The 24,939-nt window shown below is 70.3% G+C and carries 24 protein-coding genes; 12 read left to right on the top strand and 12 right to left on the bottom strand.

Annotated elements, in window-relative coordinates:
* Positions 1 to 262: 262 nt before the first annotated feature.
* From IT40_RS29355 to IT40_RS22425, 3 genes are all read left to right on the top strand, one after another.
* Positions 263 to 439 (top strand): hypothetical protein, encoded by a 177-nt coding sequence (locus tag IT40_RS29355; RefSeq protein ID WP_166435372.1) that lies wholly within the window; start codon positions 263 to 265, stop codon positions 437 to 439.
* 401 nt (positions 440 to 840) lie between these two features.
* Positions 841 to 2,679 (top strand): dihydroxy-acid dehydratase, encoded by a 1,839-nt coding sequence (gene ilvD, locus IT40_RS22430; protein WP_036759905.1) that lies wholly within the window; start codon positions 841 to 843, stop codon positions 2,677 to 2,679.
* A gap of 153 nt (positions 2,680 to 2,832) precedes the next feature.
* Positions 2,833 to 4,266, top strand: a complete 1,434-nt coding sequence (locus tag IT40_RS22425; protein ID WP_036759903.1) for a cryptochrome/photolyase family protein — start codon at positions 2,833 to 2,835, stop codon at positions 4,264 to 4,266.
* 185 nt (positions 4,267 to 4,451) lie between these two features.
* Here IT40_RS22425 and IT40_RS22420 read toward each other — a convergent pair whose 3' ends face one another.
* The 4 genes from IT40_RS22420 to IT40_RS22405 form a co-directional block, all read right to left on the bottom strand.
* Positions 4,452 to 4,967 (bottom strand): gluconokinase, encoded by a 516-nt coding sequence (locus IT40_RS22420; RefSeq protein WP_243700169.1) that lies wholly within the window; start codon positions 4,965 to 4,967, stop codon positions 4,452 to 4,454.
* On the bottom strand, positions 4,964 to 6,340 hold the full coding sequence (locus IT40_RS22415) for a GntP family permease (protein ID WP_036759901.1): 1,377 nt from the start codon (positions 6,338 to 6,340) through the stop codon (positions 4,964 to 4,966). Before IT40_RS22415 ends, IT40_RS22420 begins: the two co-directional genes overlap by 4 nt.
* A gap of 130 nt (positions 6,341 to 6,470) precedes the next feature.
* Positions 6,471 to 6,749, bottom strand: a complete 279-nt coding sequence (locus tag IT40_RS22410) for a hypothetical protein (protein ID WP_036759899.1) — start codon at positions 6,747 to 6,749, stop codon at positions 6,471 to 6,473.
* 63 nt (positions 6,750 to 6,812) lie between these two features.
* Positions 6,813 to 7,586 (bottom strand): FCD domain-containing protein, encoded by a 774-nt coding sequence (locus tag IT40_RS22405; RefSeq protein WP_036759897.1) that lies wholly within the window; start codon positions 7,584 to 7,586, stop codon positions 6,813 to 6,815.
* Positions 7,587 to 7,801: 215 nt separating this feature from the next.
* Here IT40_RS22405 and dld point away from each other — a divergent pair, with 215 nt between their 5' ends.
* From dld to IT40_RS22370, 7 genes are all read left to right on the top strand, one after another.
* Positions 7,802 to 9,487, top strand: coding sequence for a D-lactate dehydrogenase (dld, locus tag IT40_RS22400; RefSeq protein WP_036759895.1), 1,686 nt, complete (start codon positions 7,802 to 7,804; stop codon positions 9,485 to 9,487).
* Positions 9,488 to 9,566: 79 nt separating this feature from the next.
* The gene (locus IT40_RS22395) at positions 9,567 to 11,333 is read left to right on the top strand and encodes an L-lactate permease (protein WP_036759893.1); all 1,767 of its coding nucleotides are present in this window, start codon (positions 9,567 to 9,569) and stop codon (positions 11,331 to 11,333) included.
* Between the two features lie 9 nt (positions 11,334 to 11,342).
* Positions 11,343 to 12,113, top strand: coding sequence for a (Fe-S)-binding protein (locus tag IT40_RS22390; protein WP_036759892.1), 771 nt, complete (start codon positions 11,343 to 11,345; stop codon positions 12,111 to 12,113).
* On the top strand, positions 12,110 to 13,537 hold the full coding sequence (locus tag IT40_RS22385; RefSeq protein WP_036759889.1) for a lactate utilization protein B: 1,428 nt from the start codon (positions 12,110 to 12,112) through the stop codon (positions 13,535 to 13,537). The genes IT40_RS22390 and IT40_RS22385 overlap by 4 nt, the downstream gene beginning before the upstream one ends.
* Positions 13,534 to 14,172, top strand: a complete 639-nt coding sequence (locus tag IT40_RS22380) for a LutC/YkgG family protein (protein ID WP_036759887.1) — start codon at positions 13,534 to 13,536, stop codon at positions 14,170 to 14,172. Before IT40_RS22385 ends, IT40_RS22380 begins: the two co-directional genes overlap by 4 nt.
* Positions 14,173 to 14,220: 48 nt before the next feature.
* Positions 14,221 to 14,790, top strand: a complete 570-nt coding sequence (locus tag IT40_RS22375; RefSeq protein ID WP_036759886.1) for a 2'-5' RNA ligase family protein — start codon at positions 14,221 to 14,223, stop codon at positions 14,788 to 14,790.
* Positions 14,791 to 14,848: 58 nt separating this feature from the next.
* Entirely contained in the window at positions 14,849 to 15,514 is a 666-nt protein-coding gene (locus IT40_RS22370; RefSeq protein ID WP_036759884.1) for a GntR family transcriptional regulator, read from the top strand.
* On the opposite strand, the gene IT40_RS22365 is transcribed toward IT40_RS22370, so the two are convergent.
* From IT40_RS22365 to IT40_RS22330, 8 genes are all read right to left on the bottom strand, one after another.
* Positions 15,511 to 16,254 carry a methyltransferase domain-containing protein gene (locus IT40_RS22365; protein ID WP_036759882.1) on the bottom strand — a complete coding sequence of 248 codons (744 nt, stop codon included), beginning with the start codon at positions 16,252 to 16,254 and terminating at the stop codon, positions 15,511 to 15,513. The genes IT40_RS22370 and IT40_RS22365 overlap by 4 nt on opposite strands.
* Positions 16,251 to 16,859, bottom strand: a complete 609-nt coding sequence (locus IT40_RS22360; RefSeq protein ID WP_036759881.1) for a pimeloyl-ACP methyl esterase BioG family protein — start codon at positions 16,857 to 16,859, stop codon at positions 16,251 to 16,253. Before IT40_RS22360 ends, IT40_RS22365 begins: the two co-directional genes overlap by 4 nt.
* Positions 16,856 to 18,145 (bottom strand): adenosylmethionine--8-amino-7-oxononanoate transaminase, encoded by a 1,290-nt coding sequence (gene bioA, locus IT40_RS22355; RefSeq protein ID WP_036759879.1) that lies wholly within the window; start codon positions 18,143 to 18,145, stop codon positions 16,856 to 16,858. Before bioA ends, IT40_RS22360 begins: the two co-directional genes overlap by 4 nt.
* The gene (bioD, locus tag IT40_RS22350; protein WP_036759877.1) at positions 18,145 to 18,765 is read right to left on the bottom strand and encodes a dethiobiotin synthase; all 621 of its coding nucleotides are present in this window, start codon (positions 18,763 to 18,765) and stop codon (positions 18,145 to 18,147) included. Before bioD ends, bioA begins: the two co-directional genes overlap by 1 nt.
* Positions 18,753 to 19,868 (bottom strand): aminotransferase class I/II-fold pyridoxal phosphate-dependent enzyme, encoded by a 1,116-nt coding sequence (locus IT40_RS22345; protein WP_036759874.1) that lies wholly within the window; start codon positions 19,866 to 19,868, stop codon positions 18,753 to 18,755. The genes bioD and IT40_RS22345 overlap by 13 nt, the downstream gene beginning before the upstream one ends.
* Positions 19,865 to 20,827 (bottom strand): biotin synthase BioB, encoded by a 963-nt coding sequence (gene bioB, locus IT40_RS22340; protein ID WP_036759872.1) that lies wholly within the window; start codon positions 20,825 to 20,827, stop codon positions 19,865 to 19,867. The genes IT40_RS22345 and bioB overlap by 4 nt, the downstream gene beginning before the upstream one ends.
* A 147-nt stretch (positions 20,828 to 20,974) precedes the next feature.
* Complete coding sequence (locus tag IT40_RS22335) at positions 20,975 to 21,232, bottom strand: PepSY domain-containing protein (protein ID WP_036759870.1); 258 nt, start codon at positions 21,230 to 21,232, stop codon at positions 20,975 to 20,977.
* A gap of 81 nt (positions 21,233 to 21,313) precedes the next feature.
* A complete protein-coding gene (locus IT40_RS22330) occupies positions 21,314 to 21,988 on the bottom strand; it encodes a DnaA N-terminal domain-containing protein (RefSeq protein WP_036759869.1) in 675 nt (224 codons plus the stop codon).
* A 482-nt stretch (positions 21,989 to 22,470) separates the two neighbouring features.
* Between IT40_RS22330 and IT40_RS22325 the strand changes: the two genes are divergently transcribed.
* Complete coding sequence (locus tag IT40_RS22325) at positions 22,471 to 23,775, top strand: AAA family ATPase (protein WP_036759868.1); 1,305 nt, start codon at positions 22,471 to 22,473, stop codon at positions 23,773 to 23,775.
* Positions 23,772 to 24,881: a ParB/RepB/Spo0J family partition protein gene (locus IT40_RS22320; RefSeq protein WP_036759866.1), complete on the top strand. Its 1,110-nt coding sequence runs from the start codon at positions 23,772 to 23,774 to the stop codon at positions 24,879 to 24,881. The genes IT40_RS22325 and IT40_RS22320 overlap by 4 nt, the downstream gene beginning before the upstream one ends.
* The last annotated feature ends 58 nt before the right edge of the window (positions 24,882 to 24,939 follow it).

Genomic DNA, 24,939 nt, shown 5'->3' with positions numbered 1-24,939 from the left:
GTCTATTCGCCCCTCTCCATGGTCGCCGCCCTGGCCAGCGCCTGCGGCATCGGCCTGATCTTCGGCTACCTCCCAGCCGTCAACGCCGCAAAGCTCGAACCCGTAACAGCACTCGAAAAAGGGTGAGATTCCCCCGTTTTGCGCCTTTGCCGCGACTGTTGCAGCAGGCACACAGTCGCGGCACCTGTCCCAAAGGCGAACTTCCCAGACTCGGCTTCCGCGCCCAAACTGCTGGTATGGAAGGAGGAAAGGAACAGGGACAATGAAAGGCACAGTCACTCTTACCGGGCGCAAGGGGGCGCTCGTCTCCGGCGAATACGAGGTCACGGGCGACACCATCCGGGTGTCCTATGCGGGCCACGAGCGATGCGTGCGGCTCGACGGCGGCTCGGTGGATCATCTGGCGCAATCGCTCCTGCGCGATCTGTGGCTGGAATGACGCGGCCCGCCCTGCGGCGGCACCGGCTGCGCGCCATCCCGGGCGCCTGAGGAAAGATGCGCCTTCCGCCCGATGGCGGTTTCATGCCGGAACCCGGCCGGAACCGCCCAGGACGGGGCGCAGCGAAGGCAGGCGATGACCGCGACGATTCCGGCAAGGCGGACCCGCGCGGGGCTGGTTGCGGCGATGCGCAGCCCCCTCGGCCCCGGCCACCGTCCCGCCGCCGCGCCATGTCGGGACGCTTCTGCCCATGGGCCGGCTGGCCGGGCGGCTGATGCCCCGGGTCGCCCCGCGAAATCGGGGGTATCGCCCGGCGCAAAGCGTGATAAGGGATAACCTCGCCAATTCCTTCGTGATACTGGCCGCTCAGCACGGACAATCAGACGACAGAGAACCCAGCCATGCCCGCATATCGTTCCCGCACCACCACCCACGGCCGCAACATGGCGGGGGCCCGCGGCCTCTGGCGCGCGACCGGGGTGAAGAACAGCGATTTCGGCAAGCCGATCATCGCCATCGTGAACAGCTTCACCCAGTTCGTGCCGGGCCATGTGCATCTGAAGGACCTGGGCCAGATGGTCGCCCGCGAGGTCGAGGCGGCCGGCGGCATCGCCAAGGAATTCAACACCATCGCGGTCGACGACGGCATCGCCATGGGCCATGACGGCATGCTTTATTCCCTGCCCTCGCGCGAACTCATCGCCGATTCGGTGGAATACATGGTCAACGCCCATTGCGCCGACGCCATGGTCTGCATCTCGAACTGCGACAAGATCACCCCCGGCATGCTGATGGCGGCGATGCGGCTGAACATCCCGGCGATCTTCGTCTCCGGCGGGCCGATGGAGGCGGGCAAGGTCACGCTGGGCGACGGGCGCAAGGTCTCGCTGGACCTGGTGGACGCCATGGTCGCCGCCGCCGACGACAAGGTCTCGGACGCCGACCTGGCCGCCATCGAGGAAGCCGCCTGCCCGACCTGCGGCTCCTGCTCGGGCATGTTCACCGCCAATTCCATGAACTGCCTCAGCGAGGCGCTCGGCCTGTCGCTGCCCGGCAACGGCTCGACCCTGGCCACGCATGCCTTGCGCAAGACCCTGTTCCTGGAGGCCGGCCGCCGCATCGTCGAGGTGACGCGCCGCCATTACGAACAGGACGACGCCAGCGTCCTGCCCCGCGCCATCGCCAGCAAGGCCGCGTTCCTGAACGCCATGTCGCTCGACATCGCCATGGGCGGCTCGACCAATACCGTGCTGCACCTGCTGGCCATCGCCCAGGAAGGCGGGGTGGATTTCACCATGGACGACATCGACGCGCTGTCGCGCAAGGTGCCGTGCCTGTGCAAGGTCGCGCCGAACACCGCCAATGTCCATATGGAGGACGTGCATCGCGCCGGCGGCATCATGGCGATCCTTGGGGAACTCGACCGCGCCGGGCTGATCGACCGCGACTGCCCGACCGTCCACGCCCCCACCATCGGCGCCGCCATCGACCAATGGGACATCGCCCGCAGCAACGACCCGCAGGCGCGCGAACTGTTCCTGGCCGCGCCGGGCGGCGTGCCGACGCAGGTGGCCTTCAGCCAGGCGACGCTCTGGCCGGACCTGGACCTCGACCGCGAAAAGGGCGTGATCCGCTCGGCCAAGGCGCCGTTCTCCAAGGACGGCGGGCTGGCGGTGCTCAAGGGCAATATCGCGCTGGACGGCTGCATCGTGAAGACCGCCGGCGTGGACGAATCGATCCTGGTGTTTTCCGGCCGGGCCAAGGTCTATGAAAGCCAGGACGCCGCCGTCTCCGGCATCCTGACCGGCAAGGTCGAGGCCGGCGACGTGGTCGTCATCCGCTACGAAGGCCCCAAGGGCGGGCCGGGCATGCAGGAAATGCTGTATCCGACCAGCTACCTGAAATCGAAAGGGCTGGGCAAGGCCTGCGCGCTGATCACCGACGGCCGCTTCTCGGGCGGCACCTCGGGGCTTTCCATCGGCCATGTCAGCCCCGAGGCGGCGGCCGGCGGCACCATCGGCCTGGTCCGCGACGGCGACCGGATCGAGATCGACATCCCCAACCGCTCGATCCGCCTGGCCGTGCCCGAGGACGAGCTGGCCGCCCGCCGCGCCGAACAGGACGCCAGGGGCTGGAAACCGGCGCAGCCGCGCCAGCGCCAGGTCTCGGCCGCGCTCAGGGTCTATGCGCAATTCGCAGCCTCGGCCGACAAGGGCGCGGTGCGCATCCTGCCGGAATAGACCCGCCAAGCCCCCGGTCCTGCCGCAAGGCGGCGGGGCGGGGGCGGCCTTGCCCCGCCGAACCGGCCCCACCGACCGGTCTCGCCGGCGGGGCTTGCGCCGGCCTGCGAAACCCTGATGACTGGCCGGCGAGCATCCAGCCGGACCCCGCCCATGCCGCCCAGCATCCTGTGGCTTTGCCGCGACTTCCGTTTCCGGGACAATGCCGCCCTGGCCGCCGCCGCGGGCGCGGGGCCGGTGCTGCCGGTCTTCCTGATCGACGGCGCCTTGCGGGCGCAGGGCGCGGCCAGCCGCTGGCGGTTGCAGCGCGCCCTGCTGGCCTTCGATGCCGAACTGCGCCGCCGCCACGGCGCGACCGTGCTGGTGCTGGAAGGCGAGCCCTGGGACATCCTGCCCGCCCTGGCCGCCCGCATCGGCGCGGGGTCGCTGCACAGGAACGACTGGCCCGAACCCGCGACCATCGCCGCGCAGCAGCGGCTGGGCCGGGCGCTGGCCGGCACGCCGGTGCGGCTGGTGCTGCATCCGGGCCATCTGCTTGTGCATCCCCGCGCCCTGCGCACCGGCTCGGGCGGCGCCTATCGCGTCTTTACCCCCTTCGCCCGCGCCCTGCGCGCCATCGGCCCCGACCGGCCCGGCGGCGAAGCGGCGAGCCTTTCACCGCTGACCGACCTGCCGCGGGGGCTGGCGCTCGACCGGCTGGACCTGGCCCCGGACCTGCATCGCGGCCGCGCGGTGCTGGAGCGCCACGCCCTGCCCGCGGGCGAGGCCGCGGCGCAGGCCCGGCTTGGCGATTTCCTGGACCGCGCCGCGGGTTACGCCGCGCAGCGCGACCGCCCCGACCTGCAGGCGACCTCGGGCCTGTCCGAGCATCTGGCCATGGGCGAGATCGGCCCACGCGACCTCTGGGCCATCGCCTCGGCCCGCGCCAAGGCCGATCCCGCCGCCAGCCCCGGCATCGCGGCCTTCCTGACCGAGCTGATCTGGCGCGAATTCGCCTGGCACCTGCTGATCGAGTTTCCCCGGCTGGCACGCCAGCCCTGGCGGCCGGAATGGGCGGATTTCCCCTGGCGCGGCGACAGCGCCGCGCTGACCCGCTGGCGCCGGGCCGAAACCGGCATCGCGCTGGTCGATGCCGGGCTGCGCGAGATGCGCGTGACCGGGCGGATGCACAACCGGGTGCGCATGGTGGCGGCCAGCTGGCTGACCAAGCACCTGCTGACCGACTGGCGGCTGGGGCTGGCGCATTTCGCCGACAGCCTGACCGACTGGGATCCGGCCGCGAATGCGATGAACTGGCAATGGGTGGCGGGCTGCGGCCCGGATGCGGCGCCCTTCTTCCGCATCTTCAACCCCGAACGGCAGGCCGCGCAATTCGACCCGCAGGGCCGCTATCGCCGGCGCTGGCTGCTGGGCTGGCAGGGCGCCGAGGGCGAGGAGGCGCGGGCCTATTTCGACAGCCTGCCGCCCGGCTGGGACGTGCCCCGCACCTGGCAGGACCGCGCCACGCCCGAGAGGCTGGCCCAGGGCCGGGCCCGCGCGCTGGCGGCCCATGCCGCCTTCCGCCAGGCCCCAGTCGATGACCGCTGACCACCGCGCCAGCCCGGCGCGGCCCTGGCAGGCTGCTGAAAAAGGATTTCGAGAGGGCGGCGCAGCGGAAATCGTTCTGGATCCAGTTGATATCGGCCCGAAATGGGGTGTTTTCGGCAAGTTTGAGGCGGATTTCCCGGTTCCCGCCCGCGCTGTCCTGTCGCAAGGACTTTTTCAGCAGCCTGCTAGCCCTCCAGCCCCATTTGGCGCAGCGCCTGCCGGACCTGGTCCTCGACCGACAGGGCCATGTCGACCACCACGCCGTCCTCGTCCGCCGCCAGCGGCTCCAGCGTGGCCAGCTGCGAATCCAGCAGCTTGGCCGGGAAGAAATGCCCCTCGCGATGCGACAGCCGGCTTTCCAGAAGCGCGCGCGAGCCATGCACGTGCAGAAAGCGCACCCGCGGCGCGCCCTCGCGCAGGATGTCGCGATAGGCCCGCTTCAACGAGGAACAGCCGATGACCGAGGACTGCCCCAGCGCCTCGTTGCGGCCGATCTCGGCGGCCAGCGCCCGCAGCCAGGGCGCGCGGTCGTCGTCGTCCAGCGGGATGCCCGCGCGCATCTTGGCCACATTGGCCTCGGGGTGGAAGCTGTCGCCCTCGACGAAGGGCCAGCCCAGATGCGCGGCCAGCGCCTCGCCCGTGGTGCTCTTGCCGCAGCCCGAGACGCCCATGACCACGATATGCTGCACCGCGCCGCTCACAGCAGCCACCAGCCGATCAGGGCGAAGCCGAAGGCGATGGTGCCCAGCAGCGTCTCCATCACCGTCCAGGTCTTCAGCGTGGTCTTTTCGTCCATGTCGAGGAACCGCCCGACCAGCCAGAAGCCGGAATCGTTGAAATGGCTCAGCACGGTCGCGCCGCCGGCGATGGCCACCACCAGGAAGCAGCGGTCGAACTCGCTCAGCCCGGTGGTCGCCGCCACCGTCGGCGCGATCAGCCCGGCGGTGGTGGTCAGGGCCACCGTGGCCGAGCCCTGCGCCACCCGCAGCGCCATCGAGATGACGAAGGCCGCCACGATCAGCGGCATGCCCACCGCGTCGAGGCTGGAAGCCAGCGCCTCGCCGATGCCGCTGGCGCGCAGCACGCCGCCGAACATGCCGCCGGCGCCCGTGACCAGGATGATGGCGCAGATCGGCGCCAGCGCGCCGTCCATGATGCGCTCGATCTCGGTCGCGCTGCGGCCGCGGCCCAGCAGCGCCATGGCCACCAGCACGGTGATCAGCAGCGCGATGGGCGTCTGGCCGATCAGCCGCAGCACCGTGACCCAGCCCGCGCCGGCATCGACGACGCCCATGGTCGCCAGCGTGCCCAGCCCGGTGTTCAGGAAGATCAGCGCCAGCGGCAGCAGCAGCACCAGCATCACCGTGCCGAAGCTGGGCGGGATGCGGTCATGGCCCTCGGCCTCGACCGCGCCCAGGATCTCGGGGATCGGCAGCACGAAGCGCCGCCCGGCCCAGAGCCCGAACAGGTAGCTGCCGAAGAACCAGGTCGGCAGCGCCACCACCAGCCCGACCACCACCAAAAGCCCGATGTCCGCGCCCAGCAGGTCGCCCGCCGCCACCGGCCCCGGATGCGGCGGCAACAGCGCATGCATGGCCGCAAAGGCCCCGGCCGCCGGCAGCGCGTAAAGCAGCACCGAACCGCCAAAGCGGTAAGCCACGCTGAAGATGATCGGCAGCATCACCACCAGCCCGGCGTCGAAGAAGATCGGAAAGCCGAACAGCAGCGAGGCCACGCCCAGCGCAAAGGGCGCGCGCTCGGCGCCGAACTGGCCGATCAGCCGGTCCGCCAGCACCTGCGCGCCGCCGGTGATCTCCAGCAGGCGCCCGATCATGGCGCCGAAACCCACCAGCAGCGCCACCGTGGCCAGGGTCGAGCCGAAGCCCTGCATCAGCACCGCGATGACATCGGCCATGGGAACGCCCGCGACCATCGCGGTCATCAGGCTGACCAGGACCAGCGAGACAAAGGCATGCAGCCGGAACCGCATGATCAGGACCAGCAGCACTAGAACCGCCGCCAGGGCGATCAGCAACAGCACGACCGTGCTGTGAACGGGCTCGACAGGATTCATGAAAGGGGCTCCTCCAGCGAAAGGGTCGTGGGACGGCTAGGGCCTGGTCCTGCCGCCCGCAGATTCGGGGGGCGGCCAGGCATCCGTCGGTTTTCGTGGCCGTTAGCGATAACAGATGCCGGGTGAAAAGTTAAGACGTTTCGCGCCGGTGCCGCGCCGCGGTGGCAAGATCGTGCAGCAGCCGCATTTCGTCCGACAGCGCCAGCTCCAGCGCCGCCTCGGGGCCGGACACGACGCCGGGGTCTTCCTGGCCGTCCAGCATCACCTCGCGATCCTCCAGCCATTGCAGCATCTCGGCCTGCACGCTCTCGGGCGAAAGCTCCAGCAGCTTCTGAAAGGTGCGGCGATGCGCGATCACCCGGCCTTCGAGGCCGTCGATCCGCGCGGCCAGCCTGTCCATCCTGTCCATGCGCGATTTCCCTGAGTTTTCCGGGAATCATGATGGCACAGATGCCGGAACCGGCAAAGCCGTTCAGTTCCGCGAGGTCAGGCTGCCGCCCTCGATCCGCCGCAGCGAGATTTCCAGCCGCGCCTCGGCGGCGATGATCTCGGCGCGCACGCGCTTGGTATAGATCATGTGGTCCTGCGCCGCCCGCGCCGCCGCCGGCGCGTCGCGGGCCATGATCGCGTCATGGATGGCGCGGTGCTGGGCGCGCAGCACGTCGCGCACCTCGGGCCGGGCATACAGCTTTTCGCGGTTGTGGAACACGCCCTTGCGCAGCATCCCCGACAGCGCCCGCATGATCTGCAACAGCACGATGTTGTGGCTGGCCTCGTAGACGGCGACATGCAGGTCCACGTCCGCCTCGGCCTCCTCGCGGAAATCGGCCTCGGCATGGGCCTGGTGGATGCGCTCCATGCAGCGGGTCAGGGTCGCGCGGTCCACGTCGTTGGCCCGCGTGGCCGCCAGGCTGGCCGCCATGCCCTCCAGCGTGGCGCGCAGCTCCAGATAGTCGTCCACCACCTCGGGACGCGAGGCCATCAGCTCGACCAGCGGATCGGTGATCGAGGTGGCCAGCGGCGCCACCCGCCGCCCGCCGCCCGGATCGGCGACGATCAGGCCCTTGTCCTCCAGCATGCGGATGCCCTGGCGCAGCGTCGGGCGCGACACGTTCAGCCGCAGCGCCATCTCGCGCTCGGCCAGCAGCGGATCGCCGGGGCGCAGCGAACCTTCGAGAATCAGATCCTCGATATGGCGCGCGGTGGTCTCCGCAGCGGGGGCGCCCTTGTTCACTTCGCTGGCCATCTCCGACTCCTCTGGGCAACCGCCAGAAATTCAGTGGGTTAGGCGGCGACATCCGGTCCTGCAGATTAGCCGCAGCGCCGGGTCGGGCGCAATGGATTTCCCACTTGACCCAAGCGGTAAAATTATTTTACCAAGAAAGAAGGGAAGGTAAAGCAATCTGATCAGCCGGTGCCGTGCAGCGCCGGGTCGATTGCATCAAGGGAGGGGGGAAAGCCATGACGGCAGACCGTGCGGACCTGCTGGACCGCCTGCGCGCCATCGTCGGGCGGGGGCATGTGCTGACCGCGCCCCGCACGACGCGCCGCTACACCCGCGGCTTCCGCTATGGCGAGGGGCCGGTGGCCGCGGTGGTCCGCCCCGGCTCTCTGGTGCAGATGTGGCGGGTGCTGAACGCCGCCGTCGCCTCGGGGCGCGCGGTGATCCTGCAGGCCGCGAATACCGGGCTGACCGGCGGCTCGACCCCTTGGGGCGATGACTACGACCGCGAGATCGTGCTGGTCTCGGTCATGCGCCTGCGCGGCATCCACCTGCTCGGCGCGGGCGAACAGGCGGTCTGCCTGCCCGGCGCGACACTCGACAGCCTGGAAAAGCACCTGCGCCCCCTGGGACGCGAGCCGCATTCCGTGATCGGCTCATCCTGCATCGGCGCCTCGGTCCTGGGCGGCATCTGCAACAATTCCGGCGGCGCACTGATCCAGCGCGGCCCCGCCTATACCGAGATGAGCCTTTACGCCGAGGTCCGCGCCGACGGCTCGGTCGCGCTGGTCAACCACCTGGGCCTCGACCTCGGCGACGACCCCGAGGAAATCCTCGCCCGCGTCGAGGCGGGCAAGCTGCCCGCGCCCGCGCCCACCGACGCCTGGGCCTCGGACCGCGAATATGCCGACCACGTCCGCGACATCGAGGCCGAGACCCCCGCCCGCTTCAACGCCGACCCGCGCCGGCTGCACGAGGCGTCGGGCTGCGCCGGCAAGCTCGCCGTCTTCGCCGTGCGGCTGGACACGTTCCAGGCCGAAAAGGACACGGCGGTCTTCTATGTCGGCAGCAACGACCCCGACGAACTGACCGGGATCCGCCGCCATATCCTGGCGCATTTCCAGAGCCTGCCCATCGCCGGCGAATACATCCACCGCGAAGCCTATGACGTGGCGGCGAAATACGGCAAGGACACCTTCCTGTTCATCCGCCATGCCGGCACCGACCGCATGCCCGCCTTCTTCGCCGCCAAGGCGCGCATGGACGCGCTGACCGAGCGGCTGGGCCTGGGCGCGACGCTTTCGGACCGGCTGGCGCAGGGGGTGGCATCCCTCGCCCCCCAGCACCTGCCCAAGCGCATGAACGACTTCCGCGACCGCTACGAACACCACCTGCTTCTGCGCATGGGCGGGGCGGGCATCGCCGAGGCGCGCGACTACCTGACCGGCATCTTCCCCTCGGCCCGGGGCGACATGTTCGAATGCACCGCGGACGAGGGCAAGGCCGCCTTCCTGCACCGCTTCGCCGTGGCCGGCGCCGCCGTGCGCTACCGCGCCATCCACGCGCGCGAGGTGCAGGACATCGTGGCGCTGGACATCGCGCTGCGCCGCAACGACCGCGATTGGGTCGAGCGCCTGCCGCCCGACCTGGACGCGAAGATCGAGAAGAAGCTCTATTACGGCCATTTCTTCTGCCACGTCTTCCACCAGGACTATGTGGTGAAAAAGGGCCAGGACTGCCTGGCCGTGGAACACGAGATGTGGCGCCTGCTGGACCGGCGCGGCGCCGAATACCCGGCCGAGCATAACGTCGGCCATCTTTACCACGCCAAGCCGGAGCTGGCCGGCTTCTACCGGCAGCTGGACCCGACCAACAGCCTGAACCCCGGCATCGGCCAGACCTCGAAATGCGCGCATTGGCATTGACGCCGGCGCCATCCAAGACGACCGCGCAGGACTGCGCACCCGCAACGGCGGAACCGCCCGCCCCATCTGAGGAGGAAAGATGGCTGGACTAATCACATTCATCCTGGCCCTGCTGCCCATCGCCACGGTCTTCGTGCTGCTGGTGGTGCTGGCGAAATCGGCGAAGTTCTCGATGCTGGTGGCCTATCTCGTCACCGCCGCCACCGCCCTGCTGATCTGGGGCACCGAGCTCAACAAGGTCCTGGGCGCCACCGTCAACGGCGCCGTGACCGCGGTCAGCCTGCTCTATATCGTCTTCGGCGCCATCCTGATGCTCTACACGCTCGAGGAAAGCGGCGGCATCCGCTCGATCCGGGCCGGCTTCACCTCGATCTCGCCCGACCGGAGGGTGCAGGCGATCATCATCGCCTGGCTCTTCGGCTCGCTGATCGAGGGCGCCTCGGGCTTCGGCACGCCGGCGGCCATCGCCGCGCCGCTGCTGGTCGCCATCGGCTTTCCCGCCATGGCCGCCGTCATGGTCACGCTGATCATCCAGAGCACGCCGGTGTCGTTCGGCGCGGTCGGGACGCCGATCCTGGTCGGCGTGCGCACCGGCCTTGCCGACCAGCAGATCGTCGAGGCGACCATCGCGCCCATGGCCTTCGGCGACTACCTGCTGGAGATCGCGGTCAAGGTCGCCACCATCCACGGGCTGATCGGCTTCCTGATCCCGCTGATCCTGGTCGGAATGCTCACGCGCTTCTTCGGCGCCAACCGCTCCTTTGCCGAAGGCTTCCGCATCTGGAAGTTCGCACTGTTCGCGGGCCTCGCCTTCACCGTGCCCTACTACCTCATCGCCGCGACGCTGGGACCGGAATTCCCCTCGCTCCTGGGCGGCATCGTCGGGCTCATGATCGTGGTGCCGGCGGCGAAACGCGGCTTCCTGATCCCCAGGGAAAGCTTCGACTTCCCGCCGCGCCGCGACTGGAACGACAACTGGGTCGGCAAGCTCGACGATCTCGAGGACCACAATGCCCACAAGCCGGTGATGCCGCTGGTCAAGGCCTGGGCGCCCTATGTCTTCGTCGTGGCCCTGCTTGTCATCACCCGCTCGATCGCGCCGATCAAGGCATGGCTCACCTCGCCCGAGATGACGATCGCCTTCCGCGACCTGTTCGGCTCGGGCATCAACGCCTCGGTGCAGGTGCTGTTCCTGCCCGGCACGATCCTGATCCTGGCCTCGCTCTTTACCTTCGTGCTGCACGGCATGTCGGGGCGCGACTACGGCCGGGCGCTCAAGGCTTCGGGCACGACCATGATCGCCGCCGCCCCGGCGCTGCTGCTGGCGGTGCCGATGGTGCAGGTGTTCCTGAACTCGGCCTCGGACAGCTATGCCAGCATGCCCATCGTCCTGGCGCAGGGCGTCTCGTCGGTGGTGGGGGATGCCTGGCCGATGTTCGCGCCGCTGATCGGGGCCATGGGCGCCTTCGTCGCCGGCTCGAACACGGTCAGCAACATGATGTTCTCGCTCTTCCAGTTCTCGACCGCCGAACAGATCGGCCTGGGGGCTGCGGGCGCGGGCACCGTGGTGGCGCTGCAAGCCATCGGCGGGGCCGCCGGCAACATGATCTGCGTCCATAACGTCGTCGCCGCCTCGGCCACCGTCGGGCTGACCGACCGCGAGGGCGCGATCATCCGCCAGACCCTGATCCCAATGGCCTATTACGTCGTGCAGGGCGGGCTGATCGGCTTTGCGCTGCTGACCGGCAACCCCATGTGGTGGGTCGCCGCCGCGATCTGGGCGGGTGCGGTGCTGTTCTTCATGTCGCGCAACCGCGGCCCCCGTCCCGACACCGTCGCCAACTAGGGGGAAACCATGACCGGAGAGCCAAAACCGACAGTCGGTCTGTTCGTGACCTGCCTTGTCGACGCCATCCGCCCGCAGATCGGCTTCGCGGCCCTCCAGCTTCTTGAGGAAGCGGGCTGCGTGGTCGAGGTGCCGCAGGCCCAGACCTGCTGCGGCCAGCCGGCGCTGAACAGCGGCGACGACCGCGACGCGGCGCATCTGGCCCGCCAGACCATCGCCGCCTTCGAGGGCTACGACCATGTCGTCCTGCCCTCGGGCTCCTGCGCGGCGACCATGGTGCATGGCTACCCGGAACTTCTGGCGGGCGACCCGGACTGGGCCGCCCGCGCCCGCGCCATGGCGGCGAAGACCCATGAGATCACCAGTTTCCTCCACGATGTCATGGGCTTCATGCCACGGGGGCGGAGGTGCGATGCCTCCGCCACCTATCACGACAGCTGCTCGGGCCTGCGCGAGCTGGGCGTCGCCGCGCAGCCGCGCGCGCTGCTGACCCAGGTCGAGGGGCTGGAGATGCGCGGCCTGCCCGGCAACGACGCCTGCTGCGGCTTCGGCGGCACCTTCTGCGTGAAATATTCCGCCATCTCGAACGCCATCGTCACCGAAAAGGCCGAGGCGGTCGAATCCACCGGCGCCGACATCCTGCTGGCCGGCGACCTGGGCTGCCTGATGAACATGGCCGGCAAGCTGCATCGCCGCGGCGCCAAGACCCGCTGCTTCCACACCGTCGAGGTGCTGGCCGGCCGCGCCCAGGGCCCCGCCATCGGCGAGGACGCGCCATGAACGCGCCCTTCAAGGCCCCGTTCAAGGCCCCGTTCAAGGCTCGCGCCGCGGCGGCCCTGGCCGACCCGGTGCTGAAGACCGCCATCGACCGCACCACCGGCAATGCCGAGCGAAAGCGCGCCGCGGCCCTGGCCGCATTCCCCGAATTCGAGGCCGCCCGCGCCCGCGGCCAGGCGATCAAGGATCATGTCATCGCCCATCTGGGCCATTATCTGGAGATGTTCGAGCGGAACGCCACCGCCCGCGGCGCGCAGGTCCACTGGGCCGGCGACGATGCCGAGGCCCGCGCCATCGTCACCCGCATCTGCCTGGCCGCCGACGCGAGGCTGGTGACGCGCGCCAAATCCATGCTGGGCGAGGAGATCGGCCTGCCCCATGCCCTGGCCGATGCCGGCATCGAGCGGGTCGAGACCGACCTGGCCGAGCATATCATCCAGCTGGCGGGCGAGGCCCCCTCGCATATCATCTGGCCCGCCATGCACCGCACCCGCGAGCAGGTGGCGGAACTCTTCAAGACCGGCCACCAGCCGCCGCCCGCCGCCGAAGACCCGGCGACCATGGTGCAAAGCGCCCGCCGCGTCCTGCGCGAGAAATTCCTGTCGGCCGACATCGGCATATCCGGGGCGAATTTCCTGGTCGCCGATACCGGCGCCACCTGCACCGTCACCAACGAGGGCAATGCCGAGCTGACCACCACGCCCCCGCGCATCCATATCGTCACCGCGGGGATCGAGAAGCTGGTGCCCTCGACCGCGCATGCCCTTGCGCTGCTGCGCCTGCTGGTCCGTTCGGCGACGGGCGGCGAGATGACGCAATACACCACCTTCCACGCCGGCCCGAAGCGCCCCGGCGATGCCGACGGGCCCGAGGAGATGCATATCGTCCTGGTCGACAACGGCCGCACGAAGATGCTGGCCGACGAGTTCCGCGAGATGCTGCGCTGCATCCGCTGCGGCGCCTGCATGAACCATTGCGTGGTCTATCGCCAGATCGGCGGGCATGCCTATGGCGGCACCTATCCCGGCCCGATGGGCTCGGTGCTGACGCCGGTGCTGGACGGGCTGGCGGCCTCTCGCGACCTGCCCAACGCCTGCACCATGAACGGCCGCTGCGCCGAGGTCTGCCCGGTCGGCATCCCGATCCCCACGCTCTTGCGCGCCTGGCGCCGCCGCAGCTGGCGCGAGGGGCTGGAGCCCGGCCCGGTGCGCGCCGGCATCGGGCTTTGGGCGCAACTTGCCCGCCGGCCGCGGCTTTATCGCCTGGCGACCCGCATCGGGCTGCCTGCGCTGCGGCTGTTCGGCAAGGGCGGCTGGATTTCGCGCCTGCCGCTGGCCGGGGGCTGGACCGACCACCGCGACCTGCCGCGCCCGGCGGCCCGCAGCTTCATGGACCAATACCGCGCCCAGCAGAAGGCCCGCAAATGACCGCCCGCGACCGCATCCTTTCGGCCATCCGCGCCACCCTCGGCCCTGGCAAGCCGCCCGAGCGGATCGCGGCCGAGGCCGCCGCCCTGCTTGAGGATCCCGACGCCGCCCGCCCGCGCCTTGCCGCGCCGGAACTGCCCGAGGCCTTCGCGCTGAAGGCCGCCGCGCTCGGCACCACCATCGACTGCATCGCCACGCTGGCCGAGGTGCCGCGGGCCATGGCCCGCTATCTGGACGCGCATGGCCTGCCGCCCCGCTTCGCCATGCAGCCGGTGCCGGAACTGGCGGCGCTGGACTGGCAGGGCCTCGCCCCGCATCCGGCCGTCGCCGCGGACGAGCCCGCGGCGCTTGGCCTGGCGCTTTACGGCATCGCCGAAAGCGGCTCTCTGGTCATCCATTCGGGACCGCAGAACCCGATCCTGCTGTCCTTCCTGCCGCTGCACCATGTCGTGCTGCTGCGCGAGGCGACGCTCTTGCCCTACCTTGAGGACTATGCCGCCCGCCTTGCCGCCCAGGCGATCCCGCGCAACGCCATCCTGATCACCGGCCCCAGCGGCACCACCGACATCGAGGGCAGCTATGTCCGCGGCGCCCATGGCCCCGGCTTCCTGCATGTCATCCTGATCGCGGGCTGACCGCCGCGCCGATTTGCCCTAGCATTGCGGCACCGATGGGAGGCCGCGATGCCCGACGCCCCGCAAGCGCAGGAAATGCCGCAGGAAACGCCGCGCGAGCATTTCCTGCTTTTCGTCGCCATCCCGCCGCCCGAGGTGGTGGCGCGGATCGAGGCCGCCTGGCAGCTTGCCCAGCGCCGCGACCGCTTTCGCCGTGCGACGCTGCACATGACCATCCTGCCGGTGATCCGCACCCCGCAGCTCCAGCCGTGGATGGCCGAGGCGCTTGGCCGCCCGCTGGAGGGGCTGGATTTTCCCGCCTTCGACCTGGTGCTGGACCAGCTGACCACCTTCGGCCCGCCGCGCCGCCGCGACCGGCCGCTGGTGCTGGTCGGCCGGCAGGAAAACCCCGCCCCCGACGCGCTGTGCCAGACGCTGTGGCAGCGGCTGGCCGGCGCCGGGCTGGGCGTACCCAAGCACCGGGTCACGCCGCATGTGACGCTGGCCTATGGCAAGCCCCTGCCGCCGCAGGGCATCGCGGTCCCGCCGGTGCATTGGCGGGTGGACCAGCTTACGCTGATCGACAGCCTGCAGGGCCTGGGCCGGCACGTGCCGCTGGCGCGCTGGCCGCTGCGCTGAACCTCGGGGCGCCGAAGCCTTATCGACAATCCCCGCCGCCCGCCTTATCCATGGCGCCATGAGCGCGGGATCAGAAGAAACCCTGGCGGTCCGCATCAGCCGCGTGCTGGCCGACCGCATCGTGGCGGGCGAGATCGGGCCCGGCGAGCGCCTGCGCCAGGACCGCATCGCCGAGGAATTCGGCGCCAGCCACGTCCCCGTCCGCGAAGCCTTCCGCCGCCTCGAAGCCCAGGGCCTGGCGATCAGCGAGCCGCGCCGCGGCGTCCGCGTCGCCGCCTTCGACCTGCCCGAGGTCAAGGAGGTGGCCGAGATGCGCGCCGCGCTCGAGGAACTGGCGCTGCGCCATGCCGCGCCGCACCTGACCCCGGCCATCCTGCATGCGGCGGAAGAGGCGACCAAGGCCGGCGACGCCTCGCGCGACGTGCGCTCGTGGGAGGCGGCGAACCGCCGCTTCCACAAGCTGATCCTGACCCCCTGCGCCATGCCGCGGCTGCTGGCCGCCATCGACGACCTGCACGCCGCCAGCGCCCGCTTTCTCTTCGCCGCCTGGCAGTCGAACTGGGAGACGCGGACCGACCACGACCACCGCGCCATCCTGGCCGCGCTGCGCAAGGGCGACGTGGACGCCGCCTGCGCCACGCTGGCGCGCCATGTGCGCTGGATCGGCCGCCGCCCGGCGCCCCCGGCCAGCGACAAGCGCGACGCCTTCGCCATCCACGGCTAGCCGTGCCGCTCGGCCACCAGCCAGCTGGCGACATAGGTCAGCGCGACGCCCCGCGCGCCCCCGTGCAATGCCTCGTAGCGCGCCATGAAGTCGCGCAGCGCGCCCGGCGACCGGATATGCCCGGCGCAGCCGTTGACCCCGGTGGCGCGCAGGTGGCGCAAGACCTCCAGCGCACCGGGGAAATGCAGCACGATCCGCCATTCCCCCGCGCCCCGGACCCCCCAGCCCGCCGGCAGCAGCGCCGCCATCTGCGCCCCGCTCAGGTATGACGGCGCCGCCGCCCGGCTGCCCAGCGCCCGCAGCTCGGGAAAATGCCCCGGCGCAAAGCCCGAAAGCGCCAGCCAGCCCCCCGGCGCCACCGTATCGCACAGCCGGCCCACGACCCGCGCCGGATCGGCGACCCATTGGATCATCGAGGCCGAGGCGGCCAGGTCCACCGCCCCCGGCAGCGCCACCTCGGCGATGTCGCCCGGCCGGTATTCCGCCGCCACCCCCGGCAGTTCCGGCGCGGCCAGGTCATTGAGCCACAGCCGCGCCGGCCGCAGCCCCAGCAGGTGCCGCGTCAGGTGGCCCGAGCCATGGCCCGCCTCCAGCACCCGCGCCGGCCGGTGCCCCGGCGCGGCCCGGCGATAGGCCGCGAACAGCCGCGCCGCGATCCGCCGCTGCGCCAGCGTCGCGCCGTCATAGGTCGCCATGCCGCGCGCGAATGACCGCGCCACCCGCCCGGCCAGCGCGCTCATGCCAGCACCTCGGCCCAGTCGCGCCATTGCGCAAAGGGATTGTGCCCGCACTCCAGCACCCGCGTCTCGACCGGCCAGCCCTGCCAGGCGCGGATCAGGTTCTTCAGCGGAAAGATGCGGTCGGCCGCGCCCAGCCAGATGCGGTCGAAACCCGGCACCTGCCCGGCGTCCCAGCCCATCACCGCCTGCAACTCGTCGCGCAGCGCGGCGGGATCGGCGCCCGCGGCGACGGCGCAACCGGCCCGCCGGCCGAATTGCCGCAGCGAGACCTCGGACAGGTTCGCCGCCGTGGCCCGCACCGTCTCGCGCGGGATGCCCAGGTCGTCGTCGCAGGGCGCCCAGGAACCGCAGGCCGCGACCTTGCGGCGAAAGCCGGCCAGGCCCGGCAGCCGGCAGGCCGCCGCCACGCCAAAGGACCAGGCGACCAGGTCCACCGCCGCGTATCCCCGCGGCCAATCCGGCAGGGCCAGGTCGCGGTAATCCGACAGCACCAGCACATCCGCCGCCCCGGCCAGGTGCCGGAACGGCGCCGCCCCGGCCGCCCAGCCGGTCAGCACCACGATCAGCTCGGACGCGCCCTCGCGGCGCAGCCATTCCGCCCTCATGGCCGGTCCGCGGGCCAGCCCGCGATCTCGACCATGGCGGCGCAGATGCGCGCCACCTCCTCGGGCCGGGCGACAAAGGGCGGCATGCAGTAAAGCAGCCGCCCGAAGGGCCGCAGCCAGACCCCGCTTTCGCGGCAAAAGCCATGCACGCGCGCCATGTCCAGGGCCTCGCGCAGCTCGATCACGCCGATGGCGCCCAGCACCCGCACGTCGCGCACGCCGGGCAGGCCGCGCGCCGGGGCAAGGCCCTGCGCCAACCCCGCCTCGATCCCCGCGACCTGCCCCTGCCAGGCGCCCTCGGCCAGCAGGTCCAGGCTTGCGCAGGCCACGGCGCAGGCCAGCGGATTGCCCATGAAGGTCGGCCCGTGCATCAGGACCGGCGCCGGCCCGTCCGAGATCGCCTCGGCCACCCGGCCGGAGGCGACGGTGGCGGCAAAGCTCATCATGCCGCCGGTCAGCGCCTTGCCCAGGCACAGGATGTCCGGCACCACCCCGGCGCGTTCCATGGCGAATAGCCTGCCGGTGCGGCCGAAGCCGGTGGCGATCTCGTCCAGGATCAGCAGCACGCCATGCCGGTCGCACAGCGCCCGAACCCCGGCCAGCCAGCGCGGGTGATAGAACCACATGCCCCCCGCGCCCTGCACCACCGGCTCGATGATGAACCCGGCGATTTCATGCGCTTTTTCCGCAAGCAGCGCCTCGACCGCCCCCAGCCCGTTCCGCGCCGGATCGTCCGTCCATTCCGCGCCGAAGGGGATGGGCGGGCGCGGCACGAAATGCTGCACCTGCAAGGCGGCGCCGAAATGGCTGTGCATGCCGGTCTCGGGGTCGCACAGGCTCATCGCCTTCCAGGTATCGCCGTAATAGCCGCCGCGGGCCGAGGCGAAAGCCACCCGCCCCGCCTGCCCCAGCCCAAGCTGCGCCTGCACCGCCATCTTCAGCGCCACCTCGACCGCGACCGAGCCGCTGTCGGAATAGAAGATGCGGTCCAGCCCCGCGGGCAGCATCCCGACCAGCCGCCGCGCCAGCCCGACGGCCGGCCCATGCGTCAACCCGCCGAACATGACATGCGGCAGCCGGGCCAGCTGCGCCTGCATCGCCGCGACCAGCCGCGGATGGCGATGCCCATGCGCCGCCGCCCACCAGGAGGACATGGCGTCGATCATCCGCGCCCCGTCCGCCAGCGTGAGCCACACCCCCTCGGCGGCCGCGACCTCATGCACCGGCCCCGGCTCGCGCATCGAGCCATAGGGATGCCACAGGTGCCGCCGGTCGAAATCCCGCATCACAGCACCTCGCGGATCGCATCGACGTCGATGCCGGCGAAACCCGCCTCCAGCGTCCCGGCCGTCACCGTCTCCAGCAGCGGCAACCGGCCCAGGTCGCGCACCGCGCCGATCTCGCGGATCACCCGGCGGCTGTCCTCGGCCTCCTCGCCGATGAAGGCCACGCCCGCCACCCGGCAGCCCGCGGCCCGCAGCGCCACCAGCGACAGCAGCGCATGGTTGATCGTGCCCAAGGCGGTGCGGCAGCACAGCACCACCGGCGCGCGCCAGCCGGAGATGACCTGCAGGTAAAGCAGCCGCCGGGTCAGCGGCACCATCAGCCCGCCCGCGCCCTCGACCACCAGCGGGCCGGCCACCTGCGGCAGCGCCAGCCGCGCCGGATCGATCTCGACCCCCTCGCGCTCGGCCGCCAGATGCGGCGAGGCCGGCAGCCGCAGCCGATAGACCTCGGCCAGCACCGGCCGGCCGGACAGCCGCGCGACGGTCTCGCTGTCGGTCTCCTCCTCCAGCCCGGCCTGCACCGGCTTCCAATAGCTCGCCCCCAGCGCGCGGGTCAGCCCGGCGCTGAAGACCGTCTTGCCGATGCCGGTATCGGTGCCCGCCACGATCACCGCACCCATGCCGCCTCCAGCGCCGCAAACAGCGCCGCGATCTCGACCGCCCCGACATTGCCGGTGACGGACAGGCGCAGCCGCGCCGTCCCCCTGGGCACCGTCGGCGGCCGCACCGCGCGGACGTCGAAGCCCTGCGCCTGCAAGGCCGCGGCCAGCGCCAGCGCCCGATGGTCGTCGCCGACGATCACCGGAACGATCTGGCTCTGCGCCGCGATGCCGCAGCCCCGCGCCGCATCGCGCGCCTGCGCCATGCGCGCCCGCGCGCCCGCGACCAGCGCCGGATCATCCGCCAGCGCCCGCAAAGCCGCGCGCAGCACCGCCGCCGACAAGGGCGAGGGCGCGGTGGCATAGACGAAGGGCCGCGCCCGGTTCACCAGCACCTCGACCAGCACCCGGTCGGCGCAGACCAGCGCGCCCGAGGCGCCCAGCCCCTTGCCCCCGGTATGCAGCGTCACCAGCGCGCAGCCCAGCCCATGCCCCAGCCCCCTGCCCTGCGGGCCAAAGACGCCGGTCGCATGCGCCTCGTCGACCACCAGCACCGCATCCTCGCGCGCGGCCAGCGCCGCCAGCGCCGGCAAGGGCGCCAGGTCGCCCTCCATCGAATAGACGCTTTCGACCGCGATCCAGACCCGGCCGCGCCCGCCGCCCGCGCGCCATTCCGCGACGACCCGCGCCGCATCCGCGGCATCGTTATGGGCAAAGCCGCGGCATTCCGCCCGGCCCAGCCGCATCCCCTCATGCGCGCTGGCATGGACCAGCGCATCGTGCAGCACCAGGTCGCCCTGCATCGGCAGCGCCGAAAAGATCGCCTGGTTGGCCTGGAAGCCGCCGCCCATGTAAAGGCACGCCTCGGCGCCAAAGAAAGCCGCCGCCTCGGCCTCCAGCGCCTCATGCTCGCCGTGGTTGCCGCGCAAAAGCCGCGACCCCCCTGCCCCCAGCGCCACGCCGCGCGCCAGCGCATCCCGCGCCGCCCCGGCCAGCAGTTCCGACCCCGCCAGCCCCAGGTAGTCGTTCGAGGCGAAGTCCAGCCCCGCGGCCGGCGCCACCCGCCGCAGCCGCCCGCGCCGCGCCAGCGCGTCCAGCGCCGCCCGATGCCGCGCAAAGCTCATGCCGCGCAGCCTTCCTGCGACGCGTCCAGCACCTCGGCCCGCAGCCCGAGCCTCGCGAACAGCCGCGCATCCTTGTCCTCGCCGGGATTGCCGGCGGTCAGCAGCGTGTCGCCGACGAAGATCGAATTGGCCCCGGCAAAGAAGCACATCGCCTGCATCTCGTCGCTCATCTCGGACCGCCCGGCCGACAGCCGCACATGGGATGTCGGCATCAGGATGCGCGCCGTGGCGATGGTGCGCACCATCTCGATCGGGTCGAGCTTGGGCACATCCGCCAGCGGCGTGCCCGCCATCGGCATCAGCATGTTGATCGGCACCGATTGCGGCGGCACCTCCAGCCCGGCCAGCGTCTCCAGCATGGAGATGCGGTCCTCCTCGGTCTCGCCCATGCCGACGATGCCGCCGGCGCAGACGTTGATGCCGGCCGCCTGCACCCGCTCCAGCGTCTCGATCCGGTCCTGGAAGGTCCGCGTGGTGATGATCTCGGAATAATAGCGCTCCGAGGTGTCGATATTGTGGTTGTAATAGTCCAGCCCCGCGTCCTTCAGCCGCAGCGCCTGGTCCGCGTCCAACATGCCCAGCGTCATGCAGGTCTCCATCCCCAGCGCCTTGACGCCGCGGATCATCGCCAGCACCGCCGGCATGTCGCGTTCCTTGGGCGAACGCCAGGCCGCGCCCATGCAATAGCGCGTGGCCCCGGCCTCCTTGGCGCGCCGGGCCTCGGCCAGCACCCGCTGCACCTCCATCAGCTTCGAGGCCGGCAGGTCCGAGCCGTTGCGCGCCGATTGCGAGCAATAGGCGCAATCCTCGGGGCAGCCGCCGGTCTTGATCGACAAGAGCTTGGAGCATTGCACGACATTCGGGTCGAAATGCGCCCGATGCACGGTCTGGGCCTGGAACAGCAGTTCCATCAGCGGCTGGCGATAGATCTCGGCGGCGCGGCGCGATTGCTGGGGCATGGATACCTCCCTGAGCCTCATGTGGAGATATCTATAAAACCGGCAGGGCCGCTTTGTTAATCCGTATATATTATCTATTATTTCAGGAACAATCGCTCTCTGGCTGGGCGGGCGCCCCTTCGCTGGGCAAAAGGGCGCCCTGCCCGCTCAATCGTCCCGTCCCCTTTCCTGGAAACTGGCCGGATCGAACAGGACTTCGACCGACAGGCCGGTGCGGTCCTGGCCGTGGACCTCGTAGCAGCCGTCCTCCATCTCGATCTTGCGGACGGTCCAGCCCTTGGCGGCCAGGTCGGCCCGCAATTCGTTGGCCGGACGCCGCTGATCGTGCGGCACATGGCAGCGGTCATAGGCGACGGCCGGGGTCGCCAGGGCCAGAATGGCCGGGATCAAGGCAACAAGACGCATGATTCTTTCTCCTGCATTTGCGTTCCGTGCCACCGCAATAGCAGGACCGGGCTGACAGCCCGCTTACAGCGCCCGCGGCGCTCAGGGGCCCAGGATGCGCAGCTTGCCGACGCGCCCGTCGCAGCGCTGCACGGCGATGCGCAGCCGCTCCAGCAGATGGGTCTGGACGTAATTGGCATGAAAGCGGCTGGGCGCGAACAGCGTCAGGCAGGTCTCGTTGCGCTCGGCCTCCATCAGCCCGGCGAACCAGGCGTCGAACAGCGCCGGATCCTCCTCGGCCAGCCGGGCGCGCGCCTCGGCCCACAGCCCCTCGGCCGGCATCGGCTCGGGCCGGTGCAGCGGCACGACATTATTGGCCGGCTCGGCCCGGCGGCCGCCGACACGCTCGACGAAATCCGGGCCGATGTTCGGCCATTCCGCCTTTGTATCCAACAGGATACGCTCAAGGTTCAGGCTCAGGACCGACACCCGGCCGCGCGCGCCCTGCTGCTTGATCTCGATCCAGCCAAGGGCGCGCAGCTTGGCCATCTCGCGCTTGACGGTGCGCTCGTCCACGCACCACAGCCGCGCGATCTCGCGCTGGCCGATGGTCAGTTCGTCGCGCTGCCAGTTATAACGGGTGGTGATCAGCGCCATCAGCCGCAGCACCAGGCGCTGGCGATGCTTGTCGCCGGCCAGCCCATGCGCCATCATGGCCGAGAGCAAGTCGTATTTCTTCGCCGCCGCCTCTCGGCCGACGGCACGGATCACCTGCATGTCTGCTCCTGCGCCCCGGTATTCCCGGCTGCCTTCCATCTGCCCGCCTTGTCCTGCCTGTCGGGCAAGACCGGGATGACGGCGTCGGTTTGCCACCGTTTGAAACGCTTTTCGTCATCCCTTCCGTATTTGCGTCCTGAAATCCGATTCTGTCAAGCGATTCCCCGCCGGCCCGGTTTCCCCGTCCAAATCATCAAAGAAAATCGGTATCAAACGGTATAGGGGGTCATCTTGGCCGTCCCCCAATAGCGGCGTTTTGTCCCCCAATCCGGGATGCAACGCGCCAACCCGTCCCCCATTTCCGCGTTAGCGTTCCGGGTTTTGCGGCCCAGGGATTCGCCGGCCGATTCGCCGGGCGATGCAGGAAAACCCCGCGATCTCCGCATCCTGGCCATTCCATTAAAACGCCTTTTGCCAAATGTGCAAATCCGGCGTAAAAGCGAAACGGAAGAAAATCTGCGTCCTAGAAATACAGGCATCCTATGTATACGCACGAAGACCTCGCCAAGCTGCAGGCGCAATCCTTGAAGATGCAGGGCTGGATCCGGCGCCAGACCTTCAGCCCGGCCAATGAAAAGACGCTGCGCCGCTTCTCCAGCTGGGAGGTGGCCGAGCTGATCTTCCGCATCAACCAGTCCACCTTCCGCGGCAAGCTCGCCGCCGAGCCGAACCTTCCCCTCGGGGAAGTCGAGGAGGACGGTCGCCAGCGCTGGTTCTCGCTCGACGAGATCAACGAGCTGCGCCGCCGCATCCGCATCAACCGCAAGACGCTGATGCCCTGGCGGGCCGAGGGCAAGCGCGCCTTCCGCGCCGCCATCGCCAATTTCAAGGGCGGCGCCGGCAAGTCGACCGTGGCGCTGCACTTCGCCCATGCCGCGGCGCTGGACGGCTACCGGGTGCTGGTCGTCGACTTCGACCCGCAGGCCACGCTGTCGCATTCCATGGGCCTGACCGACGTGGGCGAGGACCATACCGTCTGGGGCATCATGGCCCGCGACCTGGAACGCGAGACCGACCGCATGAACGCCGCCGCCCGCGGCGCCGAATCCGGCACTGCCCTGCCCCAGCGCAAGCTGCCGGCCTCGATCCGCGACATGGGCCTGGGCATGCTGCGCCCGGCGGACTTCATCAAGCCGACCGCCTGGCCGACCATCGACATCATCCCGAGCTGCGCCAACGCCGCCTTCGTCGAGTTCGCCAGCGCGCAATACCGGCACCTGAACCCGGAATGGACCTTCTTCGGTGCGGTGTCGCGCTTTCTCGACAGCCTGGCGGACGATGCCTATGACCTGATCCTCTTCGACTGCCCGCCGGCCATCGGCTACCAGTCGATGAACGCGGTCTTTGCCGCCGACATGCTCTATATCCCCTCGGGCCCCGGCTATTGGGAATACGACTCGACCACCAGCTTCATCGGCCAGCTGTCCGAGGCGCTGGAAGACCTGTCGCATGGCTTCGAAAACTTCCCCACGGGGAAGATCAAGCTGCCCAAGGCCTTTGCCGACATCCGCTTCCTGATGACGCGCTACGAGCCGTCGAACGAGTTGCACCAGGCGATGTACGGCGCCTTCCAGCAGGTCTTCGGCCAGCACATGGCCCAGCATCCGATCGAGCTGACCCGCGCGGTCGAGCAATCCGGCCGGTTCCTGTCCTCGATCTACGAGATCGACTATCGCGAGATGACGCGCGGCACCTGGCGGCGGGCGCGGGCGACCTTCGACCAGGCCTATGAGGAGTTCAAGTCCCATGTCGTCGCCGCCTGGGACAAGCTGGAGGGCGAGGCATGAGCCGCAAGCGCCGCATGTTCGAGATCGAGATGCCGGACGAGCCCGCGGCGGCCGTGCCGGAAACCTTCCCCGCGGGGAAGGAGGAAAAGGAGCATCGCCGCGGCCCGATGGCCACCGCCATCACCGAGACCGCCGAATCCACCCGCGACCGCGCGCGGCTGGAGGCGCAGATCCGCGCCGAGAACGATGCGCTGGCGCAGGAACATGTGCGGCTGAAGCGCGCCGGGCTGATCACCGACCTGATCCCGCTGGACGCCATCGACGCGCAGAAGCTGATCCGCGACCGCGCCGCCGGGCCGGATTACGAACTGACCGAGCTGGTCGAGTCGATCCGCGACATCGGCCTGTCGAACCCGATCCGGGTCGAGCCGGCCGAGGACGGCCGCTATGAGCTGATCCAGGGCTGGCGCCGGCTGTCGGCCTATCGCCAGCTGCTGGAAGAGACGGGCGACGTCGAGAAATGGGGCCGCATCCCGGCCGGCATCGCGGCGCGCGGCGACGAGCTGGAGCGGCTATACCGGCGCATGGTCGACGAGAACATGGTGCGCAAGGACATCTCGTTCGCCGAGATGGCGCAGCTGGCGCTGCATTACGCCATGGACCCCGTGACCGAGGAGAACGACCCCGAGAAGGCGGTGGCGATCCTGTTCAAATCCGCCGGCTACCAGAAGCGCAGCTATATCCGCAGCTTCATCCGGCTGGTCGAGGCCCTGGGCGATGCCTTGCTGTACGCGCCCGACATCCCGCGCGCGCTGGGGCTGGCGCTGGCGCAACGGCTGGACGAGGTGCCGGGCACGGCGGCCGCGATCCGGGCCGAGCTGAAGAACTGGGATTCGCGCTCGGTCAAGGACGAGCTGGAGCTGCTGCGCCGCTATGCCGGGCTGGCGGGCGACGAGGAATCGCCGGCCGCCGCGCCGCGCAGCACCACGCCGACCGTCCCCGCGGGGAAGGCCCGCATCAGCTTCCAGATCCAGCGGCCGCAGGGCAGCGCCAAATGCACCGCCTCGAACGGGCGGCTGGAGATCCGGCTGCCGCGCGACTTCTCGGCCGTGGACCGGCGCAAGCTGGAGGCGGCGGTGCGGGTGATGCTGGAGAGCCTGGATTGACCTTCCCCGCGGGGAAGGTCCGGCCCCCGCCGCGGGCCTTTCGGGGTCGGCCGGGGGC

Origin of the sequence: Paracoccus versutus, assembly GCF_000763885.1 — a bacterium.
GTDB classification, from domain to species: Bacteria; Pseudomonadota; Alphaproteobacteria; order Rhodobacterales; family Rhodobacteraceae; genus Paracoccus; species Paracoccus versutus.
This window is presented reverse-complemented; position numbering and strand designations above follow the sequence as displayed.

What these genes read in the sequence shown, in the direction of transcription:
- IT40_RS22335 (WP_036759870.1), bottom strand. Translation starts at nt 21,232, where the DNA reads ATGCGTCTTGTTGCCTTGATCCCGGCCATTCTGGCCCTGGCGACCCCG.
- IT40_RS22325 (WP_036759868.1), top strand. Translation starts at nt 22,471, where the DNA reads ATGTATACGCACGAAGACCTCGCCAAGCTGCAGGCGCAATCCTTGAAG.
- IT40_RS22415 (WP_036759901.1), bottom strand. Translation starts at nt 6,340, where the DNA reads ATGAATCCTGTCGAGCCCGTTCACAGCACGGTCGTGCTGTTGCTGATC.
- dld (WP_036759895.1), top strand. Translation starts at nt 7,802, where the DNA reads ATGACGGCAGACCGTGCGGACCTGCTGGACCGCCTGCGCGCCATCGTC.
- bioB (WP_036759872.1), bottom strand. Translation starts at nt 20,827, where the DNA reads ATGCCCCAGCAATCGCGCCGCGCCGCCGAGATCTATCGCCAGCCGCTG.
- IT40_RS22320 (WP_036759866.1), top strand. Translation starts at nt 23,772, where the DNA reads ATGAGCCGCAAGCGCCGCATGTTCGAGATCGAGATGCCGGACGAGCCC.
- IT40_RS22375 (WP_036759886.1), top strand. Translation starts at nt 14,221, where the DNA reads ATGCCCGACGCCCCGCAAGCGCAGGAAATGCCGCAGGAAACGCCGCGC.
- IT40_RS29355 (WP_166435372.1), top strand. Translation starts at nt 263, where the DNA reads ATGAAAGGCACAGTCACTCTTACCGGGCGCAAGGGGGCGCTCGTCTCC.
- IT40_RS22360 (WP_036759881.1), bottom strand. Translation starts at nt 16,859, where the DNA reads ATGAGGGCGGAATGGCTGCGCCGCGAGGGCGCGTCCGAGCTGATCGTG.
- IT40_RS22365 (WP_036759882.1), bottom strand. Translation starts at nt 16,254, where the DNA reads ATGAGCGCGCTGGCCGGGCGGGTGGCGCGGTCATTCGCGCGCGGCATG.
- bioD (WP_036759877.1), bottom strand. Translation starts at nt 18,765, where the DNA reads ATGGGTGCGGTGATCGTGGCGGGCACCGATACCGGCATCGGCAAGACG.
- IT40_RS22425 (WP_036759903.1), top strand. Translation starts at nt 2,833, where the DNA reads ATGCCGCCCAGCATCCTGTGGCTTTGCCGCGACTTCCGTTTCCGGGAC.
- IT40_RS22385 (WP_036759889.1), top strand. Translation starts at nt 12,110, where the DNA reads ATGAACGCGCCCTTCAAGGCCCCGTTCAAGGCCCCGTTCAAGGCTCGC.
- IT40_RS22405 (WP_036759897.1), bottom strand. Translation starts at nt 7,586, where the DNA reads ATGGCCAGCGAAGTGAACAAGGGCGCCCCCGCTGCGGAGACCACCGCG.
- IT40_RS22370 (WP_036759884.1), top strand. Translation starts at nt 14,849, where the DNA reads ATGAGCGCGGGATCAGAAGAAACCCTGGCGGTCCGCATCAGCCGCGTG.
- bioA (WP_036759879.1), bottom strand. Translation starts at nt 18,145, where the DNA reads ATGCGGGATTTCGACCGGCGGCACCTGTGGCATCCCTATGGCTCGATG.
- IT40_RS22330 (WP_036759869.1), bottom strand. Translation starts at nt 21,988, where the DNA reads ATGCAGGTGATCCGTGCCGTCGGCCGAGAGGCGGCGGCGAAGAAATAC.
- IT40_RS22390 (WP_036759892.1), top strand. Translation starts at nt 11,343, where the DNA reads ATGACCGGAGAGCCAAAACCGACAGTCGGTCTGTTCGTGACCTGCCTT.
- IT40_RS22410 (WP_036759899.1), bottom strand. Translation starts at nt 6,749, where the DNA reads ATGGACAGGATGGACAGGCTGGCCGCGCGGATCGACGGCCTCGAAGGC.
- ilvD (WP_036759905.1), top strand. Translation starts at nt 841, where the DNA reads ATGCCCGCATATCGTTCCCGCACCACCACCCACGGCCGCAACATGGCG.
- IT40_RS22380 (WP_036759887.1), top strand. Translation starts at nt 13,534, where the DNA reads ATGACCGCCCGCGACCGCATCCTTTCGGCCATCCGCGCCACCCTCGGC.
- IT40_RS22345 (WP_036759874.1), bottom strand. Translation starts at nt 19,868, where the DNA reads ATGAGCTTTGCGCGGCATCGGGCGGCGCTGGACGCGCTGGCGCGGCGC.
- IT40_RS22395 (WP_036759893.1), top strand. Translation starts at nt 9,567, where the DNA reads ATGGCTGGACTAATCACATTCATCCTGGCCCTGCTGCCCATCGCCACG.